This window comes from Phenylobacterium sp. (assembly GCF_030693625.1).
Lineage (GTDB): Bacteria > Pseudomonadota > Alphaproteobacteria > Caulobacterales > Caulobacteraceae > Phenylobacterium > Phenylobacterium ferrooxidans.
Genome location: NZ_JAUYAF010000018.1, coordinates 38615 through 58733 on the forward strand (window position 1 = coordinate 38615; position 20119 = coordinate 58733).

19 protein-coding genes are annotated in these 20119 nt (G+C 68.9%); 6 read left to right on the forward strand and 13 right to left on the reverse strand.

The window, feature by feature from the left end; translation table 11 throughout:
- Nucleotides 1-58: 58 nt before the first annotated feature.
- Together Q8N10_RS02700 and Q8N10_RS02705 are read left to right on the forward strand one after the other, a co-directional pair.
- Nucleotides 59-1045: a YafY family protein gene (locus tag Q8N10_RS02700; protein WP_304776997.1), complete on the forward strand. Its 987-nt coding sequence runs from the start codon at nt 59-61 to the stop codon at nt 1043-1045.
- A complete protein-coding gene (locus Q8N10_RS02705) occupies nt 1039-2757 on the forward strand; it encodes a hypothetical protein (protein ID WP_304776998.1) in 1719 nt (572 codons plus the stop codon). The genes Q8N10_RS02700 and Q8N10_RS02705 overlap by 7 nt, the downstream gene beginning before the upstream one ends.
- Here the strand turns inward: Q8N10_RS02705 and Q8N10_RS02710 are convergent.
- Both Q8N10_RS02710 and Q8N10_RS02715 read right to left on the reverse strand, forming a co-directional pair.
- Nucleotides 2754-3569: a PIG-L deacetylase family protein gene (locus Q8N10_RS02710; protein ID WP_304776999.1), complete on the reverse strand. Its 816-nt coding sequence runs from the start codon at nt 3567-3569 to the stop codon at nt 2754-2756. The two genes, Q8N10_RS02705 and Q8N10_RS02710, sit on opposite strands and share 4 nt — an antisense overlap.
- Nucleotides 3566-4597 (reverse strand): serine hydrolase, encoded by a 1032-nt coding sequence (locus tag Q8N10_RS02715; protein WP_304777000.1) that lies wholly within the window; start codon nt 4595-4597, stop codon nt 3566-3568. The genes Q8N10_RS02710 and Q8N10_RS02715 overlap by 4 nt, the downstream gene beginning before the upstream one ends.
- Before the next feature lie 175 nt (nt 4598-4772).
- Between Q8N10_RS02715 and Q8N10_RS02720 the strand changes: the two genes are divergently transcribed.
- A complete protein-coding gene (locus Q8N10_RS02720; RefSeq protein WP_370690192.1) occupies nt 4773-5372 on the forward strand; it encodes a GNAT family N-acetyltransferase in 600 nt (199 codons plus the stop codon).
- 58 nt (nt 5373-5430) lie between these two features.
- On the opposite strand, the gene Q8N10_RS02725 is transcribed toward Q8N10_RS02720, so the two are convergent.
- On the reverse strand, nt 5431-7941 hold the full coding sequence (locus Q8N10_RS02725) for a TonB-dependent siderophore receptor (protein ID WP_304777001.1): 2511 nt from the start codon (nt 7939-7941) through the stop codon (nt 5431-5433).
- Nucleotides 7942-8669: 728 nt separating this feature from the next.
- On the opposite strand from Q8N10_RS02725, the gene Q8N10_RS02730 reads away from it, so the two are divergent.
- Complete coding sequence (locus Q8N10_RS02730) at nt 8670-9167, forward strand: RidA family protein (RefSeq protein WP_304777069.1); 498 nt, start codon at nt 8670-8672, stop codon at nt 9165-9167.
- Nucleotides 9168-9326: 159 nt separating this feature from the next.
- On the opposite strand, the gene Q8N10_RS02735 is transcribed toward Q8N10_RS02730, so the two are convergent.
- The 10 genes from Q8N10_RS02735 to Q8N10_RS02780 all read right to left on the reverse strand — a co-directional run bounded on the left by Q8N10_RS02735 (nt 9327) and on the right by Q8N10_RS02780 (nt 18234).
- Entirely contained in the window at nt 9327-10397 is a 1071-nt protein-coding gene (locus Q8N10_RS02735; protein ID WP_304777002.1) for a sensor histidine kinase, read from the reverse strand.
- A gap of 198 nt (nt 10398-10595) precedes the next feature.
- Nucleotides 10596-11606: a DUF2891 domain-containing protein gene (locus Q8N10_RS02740; protein WP_304777003.1), complete on the reverse strand. Its 1011-nt coding sequence runs from the start codon at nt 11604-11606 to the stop codon at nt 10596-10598.
- Complete coding sequence (locus Q8N10_RS02745) at nt 11587-12537, reverse strand: DUF979 domain-containing protein (protein WP_304777004.1); 951 nt, start codon at nt 12535-12537, stop codon at nt 11587-11589. The genes Q8N10_RS02740 and Q8N10_RS02745 overlap by 20 nt, the downstream gene beginning before the upstream one ends.
- Complete coding sequence (locus Q8N10_RS02750) at nt 12534-13199, reverse strand: DUF969 domain-containing protein (RefSeq protein WP_304777005.1); 666 nt, start codon at nt 13197-13199, stop codon at nt 12534-12536. Before Q8N10_RS02750 ends, Q8N10_RS02745 begins: the two co-directional genes overlap by 4 nt.
- 124 nt (nt 13200-13323) lie before the next feature.
- Entirely contained in the window at nt 13324-14445 is a 1122-nt protein-coding gene (locus Q8N10_RS02755) for a PHB depolymerase family esterase (protein WP_304777006.1), read from the reverse strand.
- Nucleotides 14446-14551: 106 nt separating this feature from the next.
- Entirely contained in the window at nt 14552-15454 is a 903-nt protein-coding gene (locus Q8N10_RS02760; RefSeq protein WP_304777007.1) for an NAD(P)/FAD-dependent oxidoreductase, read from the reverse strand.
- Nucleotides 15455-15456: 2 nt separating this feature from the next.
- Complete coding sequence (locus Q8N10_RS02765) at nt 15457-16233, reverse strand: transglutaminase family protein (RefSeq protein WP_304777008.1); 777 nt, start codon at nt 16231-16233, stop codon at nt 15457-15459.
- Nucleotides 16234-16323: 90 nt separating this feature from the next.
- A complete protein-coding gene (locus Q8N10_RS02770; protein ID WP_304777009.1) occupies nt 16324-16587 on the reverse strand; it encodes an EscU/YscU/HrcU family type III secretion system export apparatus switch protein in 264 nt (87 codons plus the stop codon).
- Nucleotides 16584-17693 (reverse strand): flagellar hook-length control protein FliK, encoded by a 1110-nt coding sequence (locus Q8N10_RS02775; protein ID WP_304777010.1) that lies wholly within the window; start codon nt 17691-17693, stop codon nt 16584-16586. Before Q8N10_RS02775 ends, Q8N10_RS02770 begins: the two co-directional genes overlap by 4 nt.
- A 136-nt stretch (nt 17694-17829) precedes the next feature.
- Nucleotides 17830-18234 carry a hypothetical protein gene (locus Q8N10_RS02780; RefSeq protein WP_304777011.1) on the reverse strand — a complete coding sequence of 135 codons (405 nt, stop codon included), beginning with the start codon at nt 18232-18234 and terminating at the stop codon, nt 17830-17832.
- Between the two features lie 195 nt (nt 18235-18429).
- On the opposite strand from Q8N10_RS02780, the gene Q8N10_RS02785 reads away from it, so the two are divergent.
- Nucleotides 18430-18597: a Flp family type IVb pilin gene (locus Q8N10_RS02785; RefSeq protein WP_304777012.1), complete on the forward strand. Its 168-nt coding sequence runs from the start codon at nt 18430-18432 to the stop codon at nt 18595-18597.
- 306 nt (nt 18598-18903) lie between these two features.
- Nucleotides 18904-20094 carry an MFS transporter gene (locus Q8N10_RS02790; protein ID WP_304777013.1) on the forward strand — a complete coding sequence of 397 codons (1191 nt, stop codon included), beginning with the start codon at nt 18904-18906 and terminating at the stop codon, nt 20092-20094.
- Nucleotides 20095-20119 lie beyond the last annotated feature (25 nt).

Below are 20119 nucleotides of genomic sequence, written 5' to 3' on the forward strand. Positions count from 1 at the left end.
ATCATCAAGGTAGGATGCCGGTGCGTCAGAAACGGACGTACAAATCTGGGGGCCGACTTTGCGGCACGAAAAGGCGACTCGGTTACTCGAACTGGCGCGTCTCCTGGCGTCTTCCGCCGAGGGAATGACGCTTGATGAGATCGCAAGTTCCATGGGGGTGGGACGGCGCACCGCTGAGCGGATGCGCGACGCCGTGCGGGACGCCTTCCCGCAGACGGAGGAGATCGAGGACCCCCCTACCAAGCGGTTCAAGATTCCCTCGGGCCTGGACGGCATCTTCCAGGCGCCGACGGCCGATGAGTTCGCCGCCCTGCACGCGGCGGCCGAACAGTTCCGGGCCATGGGCGCAACCGGGCGGGCGGCCGCCTTGTTGAACCTGGAACAGAAGGTGCTGTCGGCCATGCAGGCGGGCGTGCGCCGCAAGCTCGCCCCGGACCTGGAGGCCCTGTTGGAAGCCGAGGCCATCTCCATCCACGCCGGCCCCCGACCCTTCGAGGACGAGAGCGTGCTGGGCGCCATCCGCGACGCAATCAAGTCCCTGCGCCGCCTGCGATTCCGCTACCAGGGCGGCTCGACGCCAGGGCGGGTGCGGGAGATCACGCCGTTTGGGGTGCTGTTTGGGCGGTCCAACTATCTGGTGGGGGCGGAGGGTAATTCGAAGGAGCCGCGCACCTGGCGGCTGGACCGGGTGGCCGACCTGGAGGTCACCGAGACCTTTGGCGCCAAGCCCGAGGACTTCACCCTGCAGGCCTTCGTGGAGCGCTCCTTCGGCATCTACCAGGACGCGGTGGAGGAGGTGCGGCTGCGCATCCTTCCCCATGGCGCCGACGAAGCCCTGGGCTGGCGCTTCCACCCGACCCAGAGGCTGGAACCCCTGCCGGACGGCGGCGTGCTCGCCACCTTCCACGCCGGCGGCATGCGGGAGCTGGCCTGGCACCTGTTCACCTGGGGCGACAAGGTGGAGATCCTGGGGCCCGAGCGGCTGAAGCAGATGATGCGCGACGAGCTGGCGATCGCCATCGCCGCCCACGGCGCGCCATGCTGACCCCGCGCCCCGACGGGCGGGTGGAGAGCCAGGTCCCGGTGCTGCTGCCGATCATGGGGCCGCGCCTGCAGGGTGAGCTGCATCCCGATGGGCGGCTGGAGCTGGCGTTGTGGGGGGCGGGCGATCTGGGGCGGCTGCGGTTCTCAGCCTTCGCCGGGCCTTTCGTCCACGCGCCGAACCTGGTGACGACGCCGAGCGGCGGCGCCTATGCCGCGCAGTCGGACCCGGTGCTGCTGCTGCGGGGCGTGACCTATCGCGGCTTCACGCCGGCGCGGAAGTGCGCGCCCTGGGACCGCACGGCGCACCCCAAATCCAGGGTTTCGCGCAAGGGCGCGCGGCGGCGGATCGACCTGCCCTGGGCGCTCGTGCTGCTGGAGTCGCGGGGACCCGACCTGATTGTCTCGGCAGGCGCGGATCTGGACGAGGCTGAGCGCGGTCTGGGCCTGTCGGTGGAGACCATCGTCACCGAGGCCGAGCACTACGCCCTCCGCTGCGACCGACTTTCCGAGGCTGACCCCGTGCTGCGCTCCATGGTCATGCAGGGAACCCACGCGGCCCTGTCGTCGGTGCGCCGTGACGAACGCGGCCGGTTCGATGGCCTGGCCGCGGGCCTGGCCTATAGCGCCCCTGCCCGGACCTATTTCCGCGACGGCTACTGGACCCTGCAACTGCTCCTGAAGGCCGCGCCCGCCGTGGTCCATGCCCAGATCGACCTGCTGGCGGCCGGTGTCCAGCCCGACGGCGAGGCCCCGAGCGGGGTCATCGTCTCAGGTCCGGAGATGGCCCATGCCTGGGAGGCGCTGCGCAGCACGGTGTTGGGCTTCGACTGGATCCACAGGCGCCGGGCTGACTGGTGGAGCGATCACTTCGATAGCCCACTGTTCTTCATCCTGACCCTGGGCGACTACGTCCGCGCCACCGGAGATGTGGAGCCGGTGGACCGCAACTGGCCCTTCGTGAGGGCGATCTACGAGCGCTATGTCGCCCTGTCGCCGGACGGCCTGCCGGTGAAGCCGCGCCACGATCGTGACTGGGCAGACAACGTCTATCGCTCGGGCCTGGTGAGCTACGACATCGGCCTGTGGGTCGGCGCCCTGGACGCCATCGCCGAGCTGGGGGCGGCGCAGGACCCGGAGCTGGCTGCGGAGGCCAAGGCGACGGCGGTGGAGACGCGGGCTGCAGTGGCGGCCCAGATGAAGCGGCCACACGGCGGCTATCCCGACTATCTCGACGTCCCGGCCGGCGTCGCCGAGGATCACCTGACCCTCGACAGCCTCACCCTGCTTCGGCATGACGCCGTGCCGGAGGCCGACGCGCTGGAGGTGCTGGAACGCGTGCGCCAGAGCCTGGAGAGCCGCCACAACGACCGCCAGGGGTTCGGCGACTGGGGCATGCTCTGCGCCTATCCGCCCTTCAGCCGGCGCGGCGATCTGAGGTCGAAGACGGTGTTCCCGTTCCGCTACCACAACGGCTCCGACTGGCCGTGGCTGGACGGCCTCTATGCTGGAGAGCGGCTGCGGCGCGGCCTGCCCGGCTGGCGCTATCCCATGGTGCGGTGGTGGGAGTTCTGCCTGAGCCAGGGTTGGATGGGCGCGGTGGAATACTTCTCGCCGCCCTGGGGGCGGGGGTCTCTGCTGCAGGGGTGGTCCAGCATGCCGGCGACCGTGGCACTGGCGCACCGGGAGAGGGTGCTGAAGGGTGACCCCGACTAGCGGCTGAACGCCAGCGTGAAATACTCCCGGTCGAACAGGCGGTAGTAGAGCCAGGCCGGGAGCCTGTCGTAGCCGGGCTGGACGTCGGCGATGACCTTGGCCTGGCTGGCGTGGACGTCCAGCAGGCGCCGCTTGGCCGTGGCGAAACGGGCGACCGGGACCGCCACTGTGGGGGCGGGCAGGCCGGCCGCCGGATCGGTGGGATAGTTGTTGCGGAAGGCGGCCACCAGCTTCAGGGCGATCCTGATCAGGGCCCTGGGCAGGGTCGCCTGGTAGAGGCGGCGCACGGAGTTGTCTTCCTGCGCCAGCTCGCGGGCCCAGCGACCGGCGGCGACGTGGTCGGGGTGGCCGTAGTAGCCGACCCGCTCGTCGAAGCTGATCAGGACGCTGGGCTTCCATTGGGCAATCCGTTTACGGAGCACGCCCTTGACCGCCTCGCCGTCGGTGGCGGAGAGGCCGCCGTCGGGCCATTCGAAGACCTCCACCGCATGGGCGCGAAGCGTCGCCCCGGCGGCCTGGGCCTCAAGGCCGCGGACCCGCGCGAGGTCCTCGCGGCCATAGCCCGTATCGCGGGCGGCTTCGCCTCGGGTGAGGTAGATCAAGATCACCTGAGCCCCGTCGCGCGCCATTGCCGCAAGGGTTCCGGCGCTGGTGATCTCGTCGTCGGGGTGGGCCCAGATGGCCAAGACCGTCCTGGGCGCACCCGCGACCAGCAGGCTGCGCGCCCTGGGGACCGCGCCATCGTTCAACCGATTGCGGACCAGCAGGAAGGCGACGCCCAGCAGGACCAGCAGAACGGCGGCGAAGCTCACGGCCGGAAGCAGTCCACCAGTTCGGCCAGCCAGGCCTTGAGGTCGTCCTTCCGCTCGGTCGGCGTCTTGCCGTGACGCACCACCACCAGGTCTAGCTCGGGGACCACCACCGTGAACTGCCCCTCATGGCCGTTGGCGGAGAAGGAGCCAGGGCCGCCCAGGCCCAACCACCAGTGGGCGCCATAGGGGCCGTCGGTGACGCCCTCCTGCTGGAAGGTGGGCGTGCGGGCATAGTCGACCCAGCCCTCGGGCAGCAGGCGCTGGTTCTCCCACACCCCGCCGCGCAGGTAGAGCAGGCCAAAGCGGGCGAAGTCCTGGGCCGTGGCGAAGCAGAAGGACGAGCCGATGAAGGTCCCGGCCGGATCGAACTTGGGGACCGGGCTGGTCATGCCGAGCGGCGCAAACAGCCGCGCGCGCATGAAGGCCTCGAAGTCGGGGCCGTAGGCGTCCAGCGTCCTGGCCAGCACGCGGGCGACGATGTTGGTCGTGCCGCTGGAATAGGAGAAGTGGCGGTCGGGCGCGTAGAGCAGGGGCTTGTCGGCGGCGTAGTGGGCCACGTCGTCCTTTCCCACGCCCCACAGCATGGCGATGGTGTCCGACGGCTTGTCGGGCTCATAGACCTCCGAGAACTCGAGGCCCGAGGACATGCGCAGCAGGTAGTCCAGGGTGATGGCGCCGCGCGGGTCGCCGGCGTCCCTCCACTCGGGCACATCGGCGGGCGCCTGGATGTCCAGCTTGCCGTCCCCCACCAGCAGGCCGGTGAGGGCGTGGGTGATGCTCTTGGCCTTGGACCAGGAGAGGCAGGTCTTGTCCGGCCCGTGCTCGGGACCATAGCGCTCGAAGATCAGCCGGCCTTCCCGGATGATCACCACGGCGTGGGCTTCGCCGAAGGCCAGCTGGTCGAACTGCTCGGCCATCAGGTCATCGAGGCGCAGGCGGTCGAAGCCGGGCGGGAAGAGGCCAAGCGGCCACTCCTCCGTCGGCCACGGGGTCCCGGCGGGCTGGGTGGGCAGGGGCGGCAGGCTCATGGGGAGAGACTGTCCCCAAGCCGCCACCTTCATCAAGAGCTAGAACGGCATCCGCGGCTTTAGGGCCGCGGTGTCGTCCCGCGGAGTCCAGGACAGGTACCCGTGGTATTCAATTGGTCTGGCCTTGCTCGTCAGTGTGGCGAGGAATTCTCCTGGAACACGGTTTGGGGTGTGTATGCCGACGAGCGACATCGATCGGGGCGATGCGGCCCGTGCGGTGGTGGCCGCGCCACGGGGAGCCCTGGCCATTCGCAAGGCGGGCTCTGGCGACATCGAGACCCTGCGCGCCCTGATGCAGCAGGCGATCGATATCCATCTGGCGGCCTACCTACCGCCGGAGGGGGTGGCGGCGTCGTTCGAGATCATGGGGCTGGACACCCAGCTGATCGAGGACGGGACCTATTTCGTGGTGGAGGCCGAAGGCCCGATCACCGGCTGCGGCGGTTGGAGCCGACGGGCCACCCTGTTCGGCGGAGATCACAGCGCCGGGCGCGACTCAGGCCTGGTGGATCCAGCCACCGAGCCGGCCCGCATCCGCGCCATGTACACCCATCCCGACTTCGCCCGCCGCGGGGTGGGCAAGATGATCCTGGAGACCTGCGAGGCCGCCGCCGCCGCCGAGGGCTTCGGCCGCTGTGAGATGGCCGCCACCCTCTCCGGCGAGCCGCTTTACCGGGCCGCCGGCTACAAGACCATCGAGCCTTTCGAGGCCGACACCTCGACAGGGTTCAAGGTGCCGCTGATCCGCATGGGCAAGGCGCTGGCGGAGGCCTGACGCAACGAAAAAGGGCGGCCCCCGGGGGCCGCCCTTCCACGCTCTCCGGAAACCTTGGTCAGAAGGCGTAGGTCACCCGGCCGTAATAGTAGCCGCCGTTGATGCCGAAGGGTGAGTAGGTGGGGTACTGGGCCACGCACCCGCCGCCGGAGGCGACGCAGGCGGCCTGGTACTGGGCCGAAAGCTCGTCGGGGTACTTGTTGAACAGGTTGTTGGCGCCGATCGAGACGGTGACCGCATCGGCGAACTTGTAGGAGACCTCAAGGTCGGTGATCGCCGTCGTGCCGATGGAGGTCTGCAGCAGGGGGCCGGTGCCAGGATCCGAAAGGGCCGAGGACTTGCCGTAGACGGTCTCGGTCAGGTTCACGGTGAAGGCGCCGAAGGTGTAGAGCGCGTTCAGGCCGACCTTGTACTTGGGCGAGGCGGTCTCCAGCAGCGACTTGGCGTTCCCCGCGAACAGGGTCTGGCCGGCCGGATAGGGCACGCTGGGGGTGGTGAGCGGCGCCGGCGGCGCCTTCACCTTGGTGACCTTGGTGGTGTTGTAGTTGCCGCTCAGGGTCCAGTCGATCCGGCCGTAGTCGCCAAGGTCGGTGGGATAGGAGATCACCATGTCGACGCCGCGCGAACGGGTGTCCAGGCCGTTGGAGAAGATGTTGATCCCCGTGGTGGTGACCGTGGGGTCGAGCACATTGCCGTTGGCGAGAATCGCGGCCAGCACCTGCGGCGAGGCCAGCACGCCGCCGCGCGTGCCGTAGAGCGAACTGGAGCCGAAGATGCGGTCGGTCAGCTCGATCTGATAGGCGTCGATGGTCAGGGTCATGGCCGGGAGCGGATGGGCCACGATGCCGATGCTGTAGTTGGTGGATTCTTCCGGCTTCAGGGCGTCGATGCCCAGCAGGCGCGCTGCCGGCGAGTTGGGCGCCAGTTGCACGAAGGCCGAGGTCGGCGAGACGTTGGTGGCCGAATAGAAGGACTCCGCCAGGGTCGGGGCGCGGAAGCCGGTGCTGACGGTGCCGCGGACCGCGATGGCGTCGTTGAAGTCGTAGCGGCCGGTGAGCTTGGCGACGGTGGTTTCGCCAAAGTCGCTGAAGTGCTCGTAGCGCAGGGCGGCGTCGAGCTGCAGGCCCTCGACCGGCGAACCGGCCAGGTCGGCATAGACCGCCCAGCTGTCGCGGTCGTGCTTGCCGGCGTCGGTCAGGGCGAAGCCCGGATAGGACTGCGACCCTTCCTTGTAGCGGGACGCGAGGTCGCCAGCCCCGATTTCGTAGGTCTCGCGGCGGCTTTCGAAACCGAAGGCCGCGGCGAGGGGAGCCGCCATGCCGACATCGAACTCCCTGGAGATGTCCAGGTTGTTGGTCAGCTGGGTGGTGGTCCAGGAGCCGGCGTGGAACGACGTGGGGGAAGAGCCCTTGGTCGTCGTGGTGGAGGTGTCGACATAGAGGCTGGCGTTGATGGAGTCCTCGACGCGGACCTCGATGTCATCGACCCCGTAGGTGGAGCTCAGATCAAAATTCCAGCCGCCCACGACGCCGGAGATGCCGATGGTGCCGGCATAGTCATCCTCGATGATGCGTTCGCGCGGGCTGAAGCCCTGGGGATAGGGGCGGTCAGTGGCACCCATCCGGCCGGTGACGCGGTTGTAGCGGCGATAGTTCTCGTAGGCCGAGGCGTCCTTGTGGCCGTAGGAGGCGAAGGAATAGACTTCCAGGTCATCGGTGATGTCGACGCCTGCGTTGTAGGCTAGGTTGCTCAGCCGGTACTCGGCGTCGCCCGAGATCAGATTGAGGTTGGGGAAGCCGGGGATTTTGCTTTCGACGGCGAAGTGCGCCGCCGAGTAGCTAGGGCTGGCCGGGTTGAAAACGCGCTGGTCGGGCAGGCCGCGGTTGGAGAAGCCGTGGTACTTGGTTTCGGCGGTGAGGTTCAGCCAGCTGTTCTCGGTGGGCGCGGCGCCGAGGTTGAAGGAGATGGCGGCCGTCTTGCCGCCCTCGTCGATGTACTCGCCGCCGGTGGCGGAGATGGAGCCGCCTTCGTTGTTCTTATTGAGGATGACGTTGATGACGCCGGCGATGGCGTCGGTGCCGTACTGGGCCGCGGCGCCGTCGGTCAGCACTTCGATACGGCCGATGGAGGCCATGGGGATGAAGCTGAGGTCGGTGGCCGCCGCGCCCTGATAGGCGCCCGACAGCACGGCGAAGTTGGCGGTGGTGTGTCGGCGCTTGCCGTTGATCAGCACCAGGGCGTGGTTGGGCGACAGCCCCCGCAGGCGCGCCGACAGGGTCAGGTTTGCGGTGTCGCCGCCGAAGGCCTGGGCGTTGAAGGAGGGCACCAGGTTGGCCAGGCCGACGCGCAGGTCGGTCTGACCGGTCCGTGTCAGGGCGGCGGTGTCGACCACCTGGACCGGCGCGGCGCTGTCTTCCACCTTCAGGCCGGTCTGGCGCGTGCCGGTGACAATGACCTCGTCGACCTCCGCCGCCCCGGCGGCCAGGGTCTGGGCGGACGCGGCCCCAGCGATCAGGACGGAAGCCAGCGAGACGCTCGCCAGCCATGCGTTGCGGGTTGTGGATTTCATATTGGTAGGCCCCCTCGTTCAGTTGCGGCTGAAGTCGGCCGCAAGGTTCCCCGCACGCCTGTGTGCTCAGGCGCCGGGATGTTGACGGACGCTCCGGAGATGGGCTGACGCCCTTGGTCTCCGGTATTCGCCCAGAATAATTGGTATGATTTACTCAATATCCGCGCAGAAGGCCGCGAGACGCCCGGCCGATATGGCCGCATCAGAGTCATAATCTAAACTGAAGACGCTCATACCGATGAATTCACGCGTAAATTGAGATCGCCCGCGCGAAACGTTTCCTCATCGTGTTCTTATTGTCTCTCTCGTCAAAAAATATTACCGACGACGTCTTCAGGTAAAATTATCTGACAGTAAGAGGTCCACACGAATCCTTTTTTCTGTCAACGAGACGAGACCTAGTGGTCTCCATGTCGTCATATTTTGGGTGTTCGGCGCAAATGGTGCGCGATATTCGGGCACGGAATCGATGGCGCGCGCCAATTTTCCAGTATGAACTGGACGAAGACCTAATGGGGCCGTGCGGTGGATCACGATAACTGCTACGTAACTGAGCGGTTCGTGCTTGTGGTTTAATCAGACAGGACATTTTCCGAGCGATTTGGGCCCTGCCAAAGGATCAGATCGCGCCGCCGGGCCAAGGGCATGGCTTGAACATCACCGCCCGCCTGACCCAAGGTGGCCACGCCTCGCCGCCCGCCGGCGCCCACATGAAGGAAGACCTCCAAATGCGCAGACTGATCCTGGCCGCCCTCCTGCCTGTGCTGGCCGCCGCCGCCGCGCCCGCCGCCGCCGCTGACGGCATCGTGCGGGTGGGCGCCCCCACCAGCGCCATCCTGCAGGCCGCCGTCGTGCCCGCCGGCTACGACACCATCTATGTCAGCGGCATGACTCCGCCGCCGCTGAACCCCGGCGCGCCCGCCGGGACCCCGGTGCAGTTCGGCGACACCAAGACCCAGACCATTGGCGTCCTGAAGCGCATCGAGGATGTCCTGAAGGGTCAGGGCTACACCATGGGCGACGTGGTGATGATGCGCGTCTATCTGGTCGGTGATCCCGCCAAGGGCGGCGGCATGGACTTCGCCGGCATGATGGAGGCCTACAAGCAGTTCTTCGGGACCGCCGAGCAGCCCAACAAGCCGGCCCGGGTCACCATGCAGGTGGCGGCCCTGGTGGCGCCGGGCATGCTGTCGGAGATCGAGGTCCAGGCCGCCAAGAAGAAGTAGGCCTGGGAAGGATGCGGCGCCGCCCGTGTCATGCGGGCGGCGTCTTGCTGCGTGCTAGACGGCGCCGGCCGCCTTGAGCGCAAGCCGGCCGCCCTGCTGGTGAAGCTGGCCCGCGAGGGCGGCGGCTTCGAGGCCTATGACGCCCGCCAGAAGTAGGCGTCAGGCGGCCTGGGGGATCAAGACTGAGGCGGCGTGGGTGATGGAGACGCTTACCCCTCCGACCGACTGAACCCTCATCGTCGCGCCAAGCTGCTTGACCAGGGCGTCGACGATCACCGTGCCGAGGCCGCCGTGCTTGCCCGGCGCGGCGTCCGGAGTCTTGCCCACGCCATTGTCGGCCACGGTGAGGGTCCAACCGTCGCCGGCGCTCGTGTAGGTCACCATCACCTGGGCGTCGGGCGTGCCGGCCGGGAAGGCGTACTTCACCGCATTGATCAGCAGTTCGGTGACGATCAGGCCGATACTGACGGCCTTGTCGGAGCCGATCTCACCGCCGTCGGCGACGACCTCAAGGATGATCGGCCGGTCCTCGCCGATCATCGACTTGGCCAGGCTGGCGCACAGCTTGGTGAGATAGCCCCCCACCTCGATGCGTTCGACGCCGCCCGAGGCGTGAAGATGAGCCTGAACCTCGGCCACCGACATCACCCTCTGGTGGGCGTCGCTCAGGTGCTGGCGGGTCTCTTCGGACGTCACGGCGCGGGCTTTGATCATCAGGATGCTGGCGATGATCTGTAGGCTGTTGGCGACCCGATGCTGCATCTCCTGCAACAGGGTCTGCTGCTGGGCCAGCAGGTCCTCGGTGCGCTCGAGAAGCTCCTCCTTCTCGCGCTCGATCGCGCGGCGCGCGGTGATGTCCGTGAAGGCCAGCAGGATGGTGGTGTTGGCGCTACGCTCATAGATCACCTTGCGAGCGTTGAGCAGCATGGTGCGCGCGCCCAGGCCTGGGAAGTCATGCTCGACCTCGAACCCGTCCATGGCCACTCGCTCGGGAATGATGGTCTCCAGCAGCACCCGCAGGGCCGCGATGTTCCACTGACCATCGCCGAGCCAGTAGAGCGGCCGGCCTATGGTGTGCTCGGGATCGACCTGGAAGATGGCGTAGAAGGACCGGCTGGCGGCCAGGACCCGGAACTCGGCGTCCAAGACCAGCAGCGGCTCGTGAATCGTGTCCACGATCGCCTGGGCGAGCGTCTGCGCGTCTTCGATTCCCTGCAGGGAGGTCGGCATGAGCGAAAGCAGGTCCGATCCCGGACGCCAGGATTCTTTGCGTTCGACCGCGAAAGCGGCCAACCGCCAAGCTTTACGCCCAATTCGGGCCACTGTCGTGATCTGGTTTTGTGTGTCGGCTGTGGCGCTTAGGGGCCGAGTTCGCCCGGTCCACCGCTGCCAGATGGTGGCGGCGCTCAGACGTATCCTCAGGCAGGTCTAGGCGGTCAGGGCCAGCAGGGCGAAGCTGGCCAGCCAGTGCTCGCCCATATAGTCGCCCGCCACGTGGGGCAGGCTGGCCGCCAAGTGGCGGTCGGCCGCCGCGTGGGCCGCCGCGCGCAGGTGATTGTCCGGATCGAGGCTCTCCGAGATCGCTCGCCAGCACCAGGCGCGGCTGAGGTTCAGGCCATCCAGATGGGCGATCTTCCCATCGCTGCGGTCGCTGACCGTGGCGGGGGTGAACAGGGTGGCGGGCAGCCCCTTGGCGGCGTCCGGCAGGAAGCCCGCGAACCAGGTGCGGAATTCCACGACAGGCAGCAGCCGCCGCATGGCCTCGGCCTCCATCAGGGTCGGGGACAGGAAGTCGTCGCCGGAGGGTTCCCAGGCTGCGGCGTTGCCATCGCCGCCGTACCAGGCCCTCGCCGTGTCCCGTAGCAGACCTTCGAGGGCCACATCTTCCGTGCCGCTGGCGTAGTCGGCCGCGAGCGCCAGGGCGAAGGCCGTGGAATTGTGGACGCCAGTTCGCACCGGATAGGTGGCCTTGAGCAGGTAGCTGCGGAACCTCTCGGCGAAGGCTTCAGCCAGCGGGGCCAGGCGACGGGCCCAGACCTGATCGTCGTGACGGATCAACTCAGCCTGCAGCATCAGCAGCCAGGCCCAGCCATAGGGGCGTTCGAAGCCGCGGCTCGAGGGTCGGTCCAGATAGGCCCGCTCGGCCTCGACCTTGTCGGGGGTGAAGGCGCCGGCGAACAGGTCGTCGATGGCGGCGGCCTCGGGGATTTCCGGGTGCAGGCGGCGCAGGGTGGCGAGCGTCCAGTAGCCGTGCACGCAGGAGTGCCAGTCGAAGCTGCCGAAAAATATGGGGTGCAGGGCGCGGGGTCCCACGGCGTCGCCGGGCCCATCGAGGACGTGGTCCATCTTGTTGGGATATTCGCGGGCGACATGGCCCAGCGCGATGCGGGCGAAGCGCGAAGCGATCTCGGCGGTCAGCTTAGCGGAAGGCGAGGACATACATTAGCACCATGTTGGCGAGCAGCAGGGGGGCGGCCGTGGGGATCTGGGCGCGGATCACCGCGTGGCGGTCCTTCAGTTCCAGCAGGGCGGCGGGCACGATGTTGAAGTTGGCGGCCAGGGGCGTCATCAGGGTCCCGCAGAACCCCGACAGCATGCCGATGGCGCAGACGACGGCCGGGTCGCCGCCGAACTTGACGATCAGGAACGGCAGGCCGACCCCCGCGGTCATCACCGGGAAGGCGGCGAAGGCGTTGCCCATGACGATCGTGAACAGCGCCATGCCCAGGCAGTAGACGGCCACAGCCGCGAGGTGTCCGTCCATGGGGATCGCGGCGGTCACCAGGTCGCCTACCACCTTGCCGACGCCGGCCAGGGCGAAGACCGCGCCGAGCGCCGCCAGCATCTGCGGAAGGAGCGCGGCCCAGCCCACGGTGTCCATCAGCCGGCGGCCTTCCTGGAGCGGGCTGATGGCCGGCTGACGCAACAGGATGAGCGCGGTGATCACCGCGAGCACGGCTCCGAGCGCCAGGGAGATCAGGGTCGCCTGCTTGGCCTGGAACAGGGGCAGGTCACCGATGGAAACGTGCTGCAGACCCAGGGTTCCGATCAGGACGGTGGCGGGAATCACCAGGGCCGGGATGAAGAGCCTGTTCCCCCATCTCTCCGCCGACAGCCTGCGGGCCTCGGGCGAGCCGTCGGGCTCCCCGCGCCCCAGGCCGCCGAGGCCCGAGATCAGGGCCATGCAGAGCACCAGCACCCCGTTGCCGAGGTCTCCCAGCCAGTCGCCCACCAGGAAGCTGACCGCGAACAGACCCCAGAAGCCGGTGTTCATCCAGCGCTTGGGATTGGTGGCGTCCCGTGCGCTGAGCATCGCGAAGGCGGCGAACACCAGACCCGCCAGGAGGTAGACGAAGCCGAGCTTGATCATGCTCCGCGCCCCTTCAGCCTGCGCTCGAAGAGCACCAGCCGGAGCGTGTGGATGGCGAAGGCGACGATGGCTGTCGGGATGGCCCAGATCGACAGCTGCAGGGGCTCGACGACGATGCCGCTCTGGGCCAGGAAGCCCACCATCAGCAGGATGGAGCCGATGGCCAGGAAGATGTCCTCGCCGAAGAACAGGCCGATATTGTCGGTGGCCGCGGTCATGGCCCGCACCTCCTGGCGGGCCTCGTCCGGGAGCTCGCCCGCCTCGCTCTCGGCGGCGGCCTCGGCCATGGGGGCGACGATGGGCCGGATAGTCTGGGCGTGGCCTGCGATGGAGGTCAGGCCGAGCGCCGAGGTGACCTGGCGAAACAGCAGGTAGCCGATCAGCAGGCGGCCAAGGGTCACGCTTCTGAAGCCGGCGATCAGGGCTCGCGCCCGCTCCTGCAGGCCCGCCCGCTCCAGCACCCCAATGACGGGGAGGACCAGCAGGGCGGCGCTGACATAGCGGTTTTCGTTGAAGGCCTTGCCGAAGGCGGCCAGGACCTCCAGCGGCGACAGCCCCGCGGCCATGCCGGTGAGGACGGCCGAGACCATCACCACCAGCAGCGGATTGAACCCGGCGGCGAAGCCCGCCACCACAACCGCCACCCCCAACAGGATCAGCATCAGCCCCTCCGTCGGCGACTCAGGTTTAGGCGCCGGATGAAGAGGTAAGCCTAGTCTGAGCGGGGCGTTGCGTCCGAATGGTCCATAATATGGACTACCTGACCGGTGGCGGCGGCGCGGGCGGCTACTTCATCAGACCGGCGGTGCGCAGAGCGTCCTCGATCACCTTGCCGATGGCCGACACGTTGGGGAGGACGGGCGCGGCCTGGGCCGGCCTGGGCGGGGGCGGCGTGCGGACGGCCCGCGGCGCCTCGACCGGACGCGGCGCGACGGCGGCCTCCGCCTCATGGATCAGGCCCCAGCTGGCGGCGATGTCGCGGGTGGAGGCGACGCCGACGTCCAGCATGTAGGCGCCGCTCACGCCGCCGCCGGCCGACCCGTCCGGCTTCAACGGCACGCCATGGCCCATGCCGGCCACCAGGTTGTGCTCCAGCAGGGCGCGGCCCTTGGCGTCCCGCCAGACGCGGCGGGTGTGTCCGGCCGCCACTTCAGTGTGACTGGGGTCGGGATCCAGGTCGTGGACGCCGCGCCATTGGCTGAGCATCGCCTCCCCGTTGGACGGGCTGACCGTGTGGTCGGCGGAGCCATGCCAGACCGAGATGCTCGGCCAGGGGCCCTTGTGCTGGCTGGCCTTGCGCACCTTGGCGGGCAAGGCGGCCTCGCCGGGACCGCCGTGGCCCCGCATGGCGTCGAAGGCCTCGGGCACGGAGGCCGCGACCCCGTAGGGCAGGCCCGCGATCACCGCACCGCCGGCGAACACCTCCGGGTAGGTGGCCAGCATCACGCTGGCCATGGCGCCGCCCGCCGAGAGGCCGGTGATGTAGACCCGGCGGCGGTCGAGGCCGTGCTGGCCGATCATCGCCTCGATCATCTGGCGAATGGACGCCGCCTCACCCTTGCCGCGCCGGACATCGCCGGGCTCGAACCAGTTGAAGCAGAGGTTGAAATTGTTGGCGCGCGCCTGCTCGGGGAACAGGACGGCGAAGCCCGCGGCGTCGGCCATGGCCGACCAACCCGAGCCCAGGTCGTACTCCGCCGCGCTCTGGGTGCAGCCATGCAGCACCACGACCAGGGGCGCACCCCTGGCCAGGCCGGGCGGCGCATAGGCCAGGGCGCGCAGCGCGCCTGGATTGCCGCCAAAACCGGTGAGCTCGTTCAACCGGTCGGAACCGGCGCGAGACCCGATGGCCGCCCCGGCTTCTCGGAAGGCGGTCATCCGCATCAGGGTGTCGGAGAGAGGACGCATGTCGAACCTTTCAGGCCAGCTAAAGGAGGCTGACAGGAATCCAACGCAGGTGCAGCATGGATCGTTGCTGCAATGCAGCAAAGAGTCTTGTTCGGTGAGTTGGCGGCTATTTCGCCGACATTTCCCGCAGTCGATTGTGCAGCGCGGTGGCGGCGATCGCGGCCTCTCCCTGGGCGGTGCTGATCTGGTTGAGGCCGCGGACCAGGTCTCCGGCCGCGTAGAGGCCGGGCACAGTGGTCTCCTGGTGGTCGTCGACGATAAGGCGCCCATCTTCGGAACGCCGCGCACCAGCCTGGATGGCGAGGTCCGTACGCGGATCAATCCCCAGCGCCGTGTAGACCGCATCGAATTCCACCTTGCCCTGTTCGGTGAAGGCCAAGGCGGTCAGCCGGTCATGGTCGAGGGTGACCTCCTGGATCGGCGCCTCGATCAGGCGAACGCCCGCCTTGGCCAGGCCTTGGCGCTCGCCGTCCGGCAGGTCTCCGGCGGCGCCGGTATGGATCAGGGTGATGTCGTCGGAATAGCTCTGCAGGAAGAGGGCTTCGCCCGCGCCCAGGGCGCCGTCACCGATCACCGCCACGGCCTGGCCAGCCACCTCGAAACCGTCGCAGATCGGGCAGATGCGGACCAGGGATCGACGCACCGCCGCCTCCACGCCGGGCAGTTCGGGCAGGCGGTCGACGACCCCGGTGGCCAGGATGACCGACCTGGCCGACAGGGACCGGTCGGCCGTGATGACGGTGAAGCCGTCGCCGTCCACGCCGAGCCCGGTGACCTGGGCCTCCTCGATCCGCGCCCCGAACGCCTCGGCCTGGCGGCGCGTCCGGTCGAGCAGGTCCACCCCGACGATCCCGCCCGGAAAGCCCGGATGGTTGTGACTGCGGGGGATCCAGGCGGCCCGGCTGTCGCCGTCGTGCAGCACCAGGACCTGGCGGCGAAACCGGGCCAGGTAGATTGCGGCGGCCAGTCCGGCCGGTCCCGCGCCGATGACGATGGCGTCCAGGGTCATGCCTAGATCTTCCCGACGGTGAAACTCTGAGAGATCAGGTTGGCCCTGCCGAAGATGGTCATGAAGGCGATGTCGGCGGCGTCCAGGCCCGTGGCGACCCGCACCAGTCCATCGATGGGCGCCAGGCCTGTCGCGTCGATGAGCCGCCAGCGGCCCCCCAGATAGACCTCGGCCACCGCGTGCAGGTCCGGCGGCTCCAGCTTCCAGGCATAGGCGCTGACGGCGCGGGCCGGGATATCGGCGGCGCGGCACAGGCTGATGGCCAGGTGGGCGAAGTCGCGGCAGACACCGGCGCGGTCGACGAAGGTGTCCATGGCGGTGGTCATGGCGTCGCTGGCGCCGACTTCATAGGTGAGGTGTCCGCCGATCCAGTCGACGATGGCGGCGACCTTGTCGCCGCCATCGAGCTTGCCGAACTCCTCAGCGACGAAGGCCTCGAAGCGGTCAGAGGGGCAGTAGCGGCTGGCGCGCAGGTAGCGCAGGGCCTCGCCGGGCAGGTCGCGGATGGCGGTGGCGGCGCATCCCTTCAGGTCCGACGCGCGGGCCAGCAGCTCAACATTGGCGGTGTAGGCGATGGTCACCTCCCCGTGCGCGGTGAAGACCGCACGACGCTCACCGGTGACCGAGTCGTCCAGACGGGCGATCTCGGTGGCGGGGGTTATGGTGAGGCGCTCGGAGTGGATCGCCTGGTCCGGAGCCCGGGCGGCCTCCAGCAGCAAAAGAACCTCGCAGGGCCGATCGAAGCTATAGGTCAGGTCGGCCTGGATCGACAGTCGCATGAGGTCCTCCGCGCGCCCAACGCGTGGGAGCAGCCGATGTTGCTGGAGCTCCCAGGCTTAGATGGAAAGAGCCGGTCGGCTGCAAGCCCCTCAGGCCTCTGGCGAGGGACCCTCGCGCATCAGGAAGGCGAGGATTTCGGCGACGGCCACGAACAGCCGCTCGGGAATCTCGCTGTCGACCTCGACCTTGGAGAGCGCCTCGGCCAGCAGGGGATTGTGCTCCAGCGGCACGCCATGGGCCTCCGCGGCGGCGATGATCCGCTCGCCCACCAGGCCGCGGCCGGCGGCCACCACCCGGGGGGCGCCGGGGGCGTCATACTTCAGGGCGACGGCGAGGCGGCGGTCGTTGTTCATGCCGACTGGTCCAACAGGCGCCCGGAGCTGGTGGTGGGCGCGGGCGGCGGTCCCGAATGGATGGCCAGCTCCAGCTGCAGATTGGCGGCCGCCAGGGCCTGGGCCAGCACGGGCTGGGCGGCGCGCAGGCGCTCGGCCGCGTCGGGGCGCAGGACCCAGAGGCTGACGCGGGCCAGGTCGCCGTCGAAGGCCACCTGGGCGTCGATAGGGCCCACCGGCTCGAAGTCGACCGAGAACCGGGCCCGCCACAGAGGCTCCCGCTCCTCGTCGCGGGCGCGGCCCTGGCTATCGCGGCTGATCTCGAACTGCGCAACGCCAGGTCCCTGGGGGGTCTGCAGCGGCGTCTCGAACATCCAGCGGGTGGGCTCGCCTGGCTTATCCGGTTCGGGCAAGGAGGCGAGCTGCAGCAGATCCAGGTGGGCCAGGGCGCCTTGCGTCTCGGCGGCCAGGGCTTCGCCGATGGCGGCGGCGCTGGCGTTCAGCGGCAGGCTGGGCATGGCCGCCTTCTGGGCGGAGGTCGGCGCGCCGCCGTAGGGCGGGCGAGGGGTGGCGCCGGGCGGGCGTCGAGTGGCGGGGCCCAACGCCTGGCGCAGGACCAGCAGGGCGGCCTTGAGGTCGCCGCCCAGCGGCGAGGTCTCGGGATCGGCCGCGAGGTTGGCTTCCAGGAACAGGCCCGATGTCTTCAGCGCGCGCTTGATATCGGCGCCCCGCACCTCGGGGTCCAGCGGGATCAGCTGGGTCAGCATCTGCATCGCGGCGGCCCGGGCCGGCGGGGAGAGGACCTGGGCGCGCAGGGCCTGGTTGAGGTCGGCCATCAGGGGCGCCAGGCCGCTCTGGCGGGTCAGGGCGGTGCGAAGGGCCTGGGCCGTGGCCTGGGCCGGGGTCTGGGGCAGGAGCGGCGCGAGGCCGGGCTGGGTGGAGGTCTTGGGTGCCCCGACCCGGGTGGGCCCCTCGACCGGCTGGGCCGGATCGACCGCGTCGGCCTCCACGGCGCGCTGCATCTCGCGCAGCAGCTGGCCGCCCTGAACGCGGGTGACCGGGCGCACGGGCGTGAGCGCCGGCACCTGGGCGGCGGTGGGGATCGTCCCTAGGGGTGCGACCTTCATGGCGCGGCCTGGCTGGACACGTCCTGATTCTACGGGCGCCGGGTGAAGCGGGTCTTAAGGAAACCGGTCTGTGCGGCGCTCCGCCGGACGCGCGTCGCCGCCGGTCAGGCCGCGCGGCTGGACCGCCGCCCGTCGGTCATCGGGCCGGGGGCTTGGCCGGGGCCTGATAGGGGAGATAGCCGCGCTCGACCATACGGCGCATGGCTTCATACGCCTCCGCCAGCTCCTCATAGGCCTGGCGCAGACGGCCCAGGCGCGAGATCTGTTCGTGGCTGGGGCTTATGGCCTCGCTCAAGGCCAGGGCCTCCTTGACCCACTGGGCGCGGGCCATGGCGGCGGCCACCGCCATTCGTTGGAACTTCTGGGCGTCGGCATGTCCGAGCACCGCGCCGATCACCTCCGTGTTGGAGGCGAAGGCCGTATAGTCGATCTGCTCAAGCTGGCCGCGCATGCGACGCTGAGCATGGGGGTCGTCGTCGGTATCCTGCGGCTCGAAGTGATCGGTCGCGTGCCGGTGGAAGCTGGATGCGCGGGTGGCCATGTCGGCTCCCTCTCCTTGTTCGGCCCTGTTCCTAGGCCGAACAGACCTTCAAACCCGTTAAGAGCCGGGGTCGAGGCACAACCTTACTCGCCTTTTAAGGGTGATTGGAAAGGGTTGCTTCAACTTGCCGGGGCAAGTTGCGCCATCGTGTCACGGGCATGGGTCCGCTGACGCTCCCAGAAGGGGAAGGTGTGCATGACCCAATTCCTGAAACGCTTCATCGCCGACGACTCTGGCGCCACGGCCATCGAGTATGGCCTGATCGCAGCCCTGATCGCGGTCGTCCTGATCGCCTCCATGTCCGTGCTGGGGGAAAAGGTCGGTGGCACCTTCGACAAGGTCGGCAACGAGATGCCGCAATAGCGGCCAGGTCCCAACCCCAGAGGGTTGGAGCGTGACAGTGGGCTCCACCATCCCGTCGCGCTTCAGGCCGGAGCGGCCCCCCCGCTGCTCCGGCCGCCTCCGCGGCCTCGCCGCCCCAAGGTTACTAGACCGCGATACCTGATCACTCGTTCGTCAAACCAAGCCTTGACGAGCCGAGCCCCCCTCCAGTCTGGCGCCCGAAATTGGCTGCCCGGCGCTGGCGACGTCTGGTCGAATTTCTCCACTGGCGCGTGACGCGGCCTTCGGGCTTTCTGCCACTGGGGAACCAATACGGGGGAATCGGCCATGACCGCCGCCAAGCGTCTGAGCCCGGGCTTCATCGTCGCCATCTGCTTCTGCATCGCGGCCCTGGAGGGCTACGACATCCAGGCCTTCGGGGTCTCGGCCCCGCACATGGCGCCCGAACTCGGGCTCAACCCGGGCCAGATGGGGTGGGCCGGCAGCGCGGCGATGATCGGGCTGGTCATGGGCGCCATCACCGGCGGCTGGTTCGCCGACCGGGTAGGACGCAAGCCGGTGCTGGCGGTCTCGGTGGCGGCTTTCGGATTGTTCTCGGTGGCGACGGCCTTCGCCAACAGCTTCGAGACCCTGACGGTGGCCCGCCTGCTCACCGGCATCGGCTTCGGCGGGGCCCTGCCCAACCTGATCGCCATCGCCACCGAGATCAGCACACCCTCGAAACGGGCGGCCACCACCACCAGCATGTTCTGCGGCCTGCCGGCGGGCGGGGCCCTGGTCTCCCTGCTGGCCAGTCACGGCGGCGAGACCGTCGACTGGCGGATGATCTTCCTGATCGGCGGCGCCCTGCCGCTGCTGCTGGTCCCGGTCATCCTGCGGCTGCTGCCGGAGACCCGGCCCGAGCATGATCCCGCCGCCGACCGCGGCCTGGCCCGGGGACTGTTCTCCGAGCGCCGCGCGGTCACCACCTTTCTCATCTGGATCGTGTTCGGCCTGAACCTGCTGGTCACCTACCTGCTGCTCAACTGGCTGCCGACCCTGGTGGTGGCCAAGGGCTTCACCGCCGCCGACGGCGCCGCCGCGTCCCTGTGGTTCAACGCCTTCAGCGTGATCGGCGCCCTGCTGCTGGGCTGGCTGGCGGACCGGGTCGGGTTCCGCTGGCCGCTGCTGGCGGTGTTCCTGGTGCTGGCCGGGGCCATGTACGGCCTGGCCCAGGCCACGGCCCTGCCGGCGACCTTCGGCTTCGCCGCCGCGGCGGGCTTCACGGTGGTGGGGGGGCTCTATGTGCTCTACGCGCTTGCGCCCATCTACTACCCCGTCCATGTCCGGGCCGCCGGCGCCGGGGCGGCCATCGCGGTGGGGCGCCTGGGGTCCATCGCCGGCCCCCTGATCGCCGGCGAACTGCGCGGGGCGGGGTACAGCGCCGACCAGGTGTTCCAGTCCATGGTCCCGGTGGTGCTAGTGGGCGGGGTGGCGGTCCTGACCCTGTTGAGCGTCGGCAAGCCAGTGAAGGCCTAGTTGTTCAGTCCCGATGTGTAGGGGA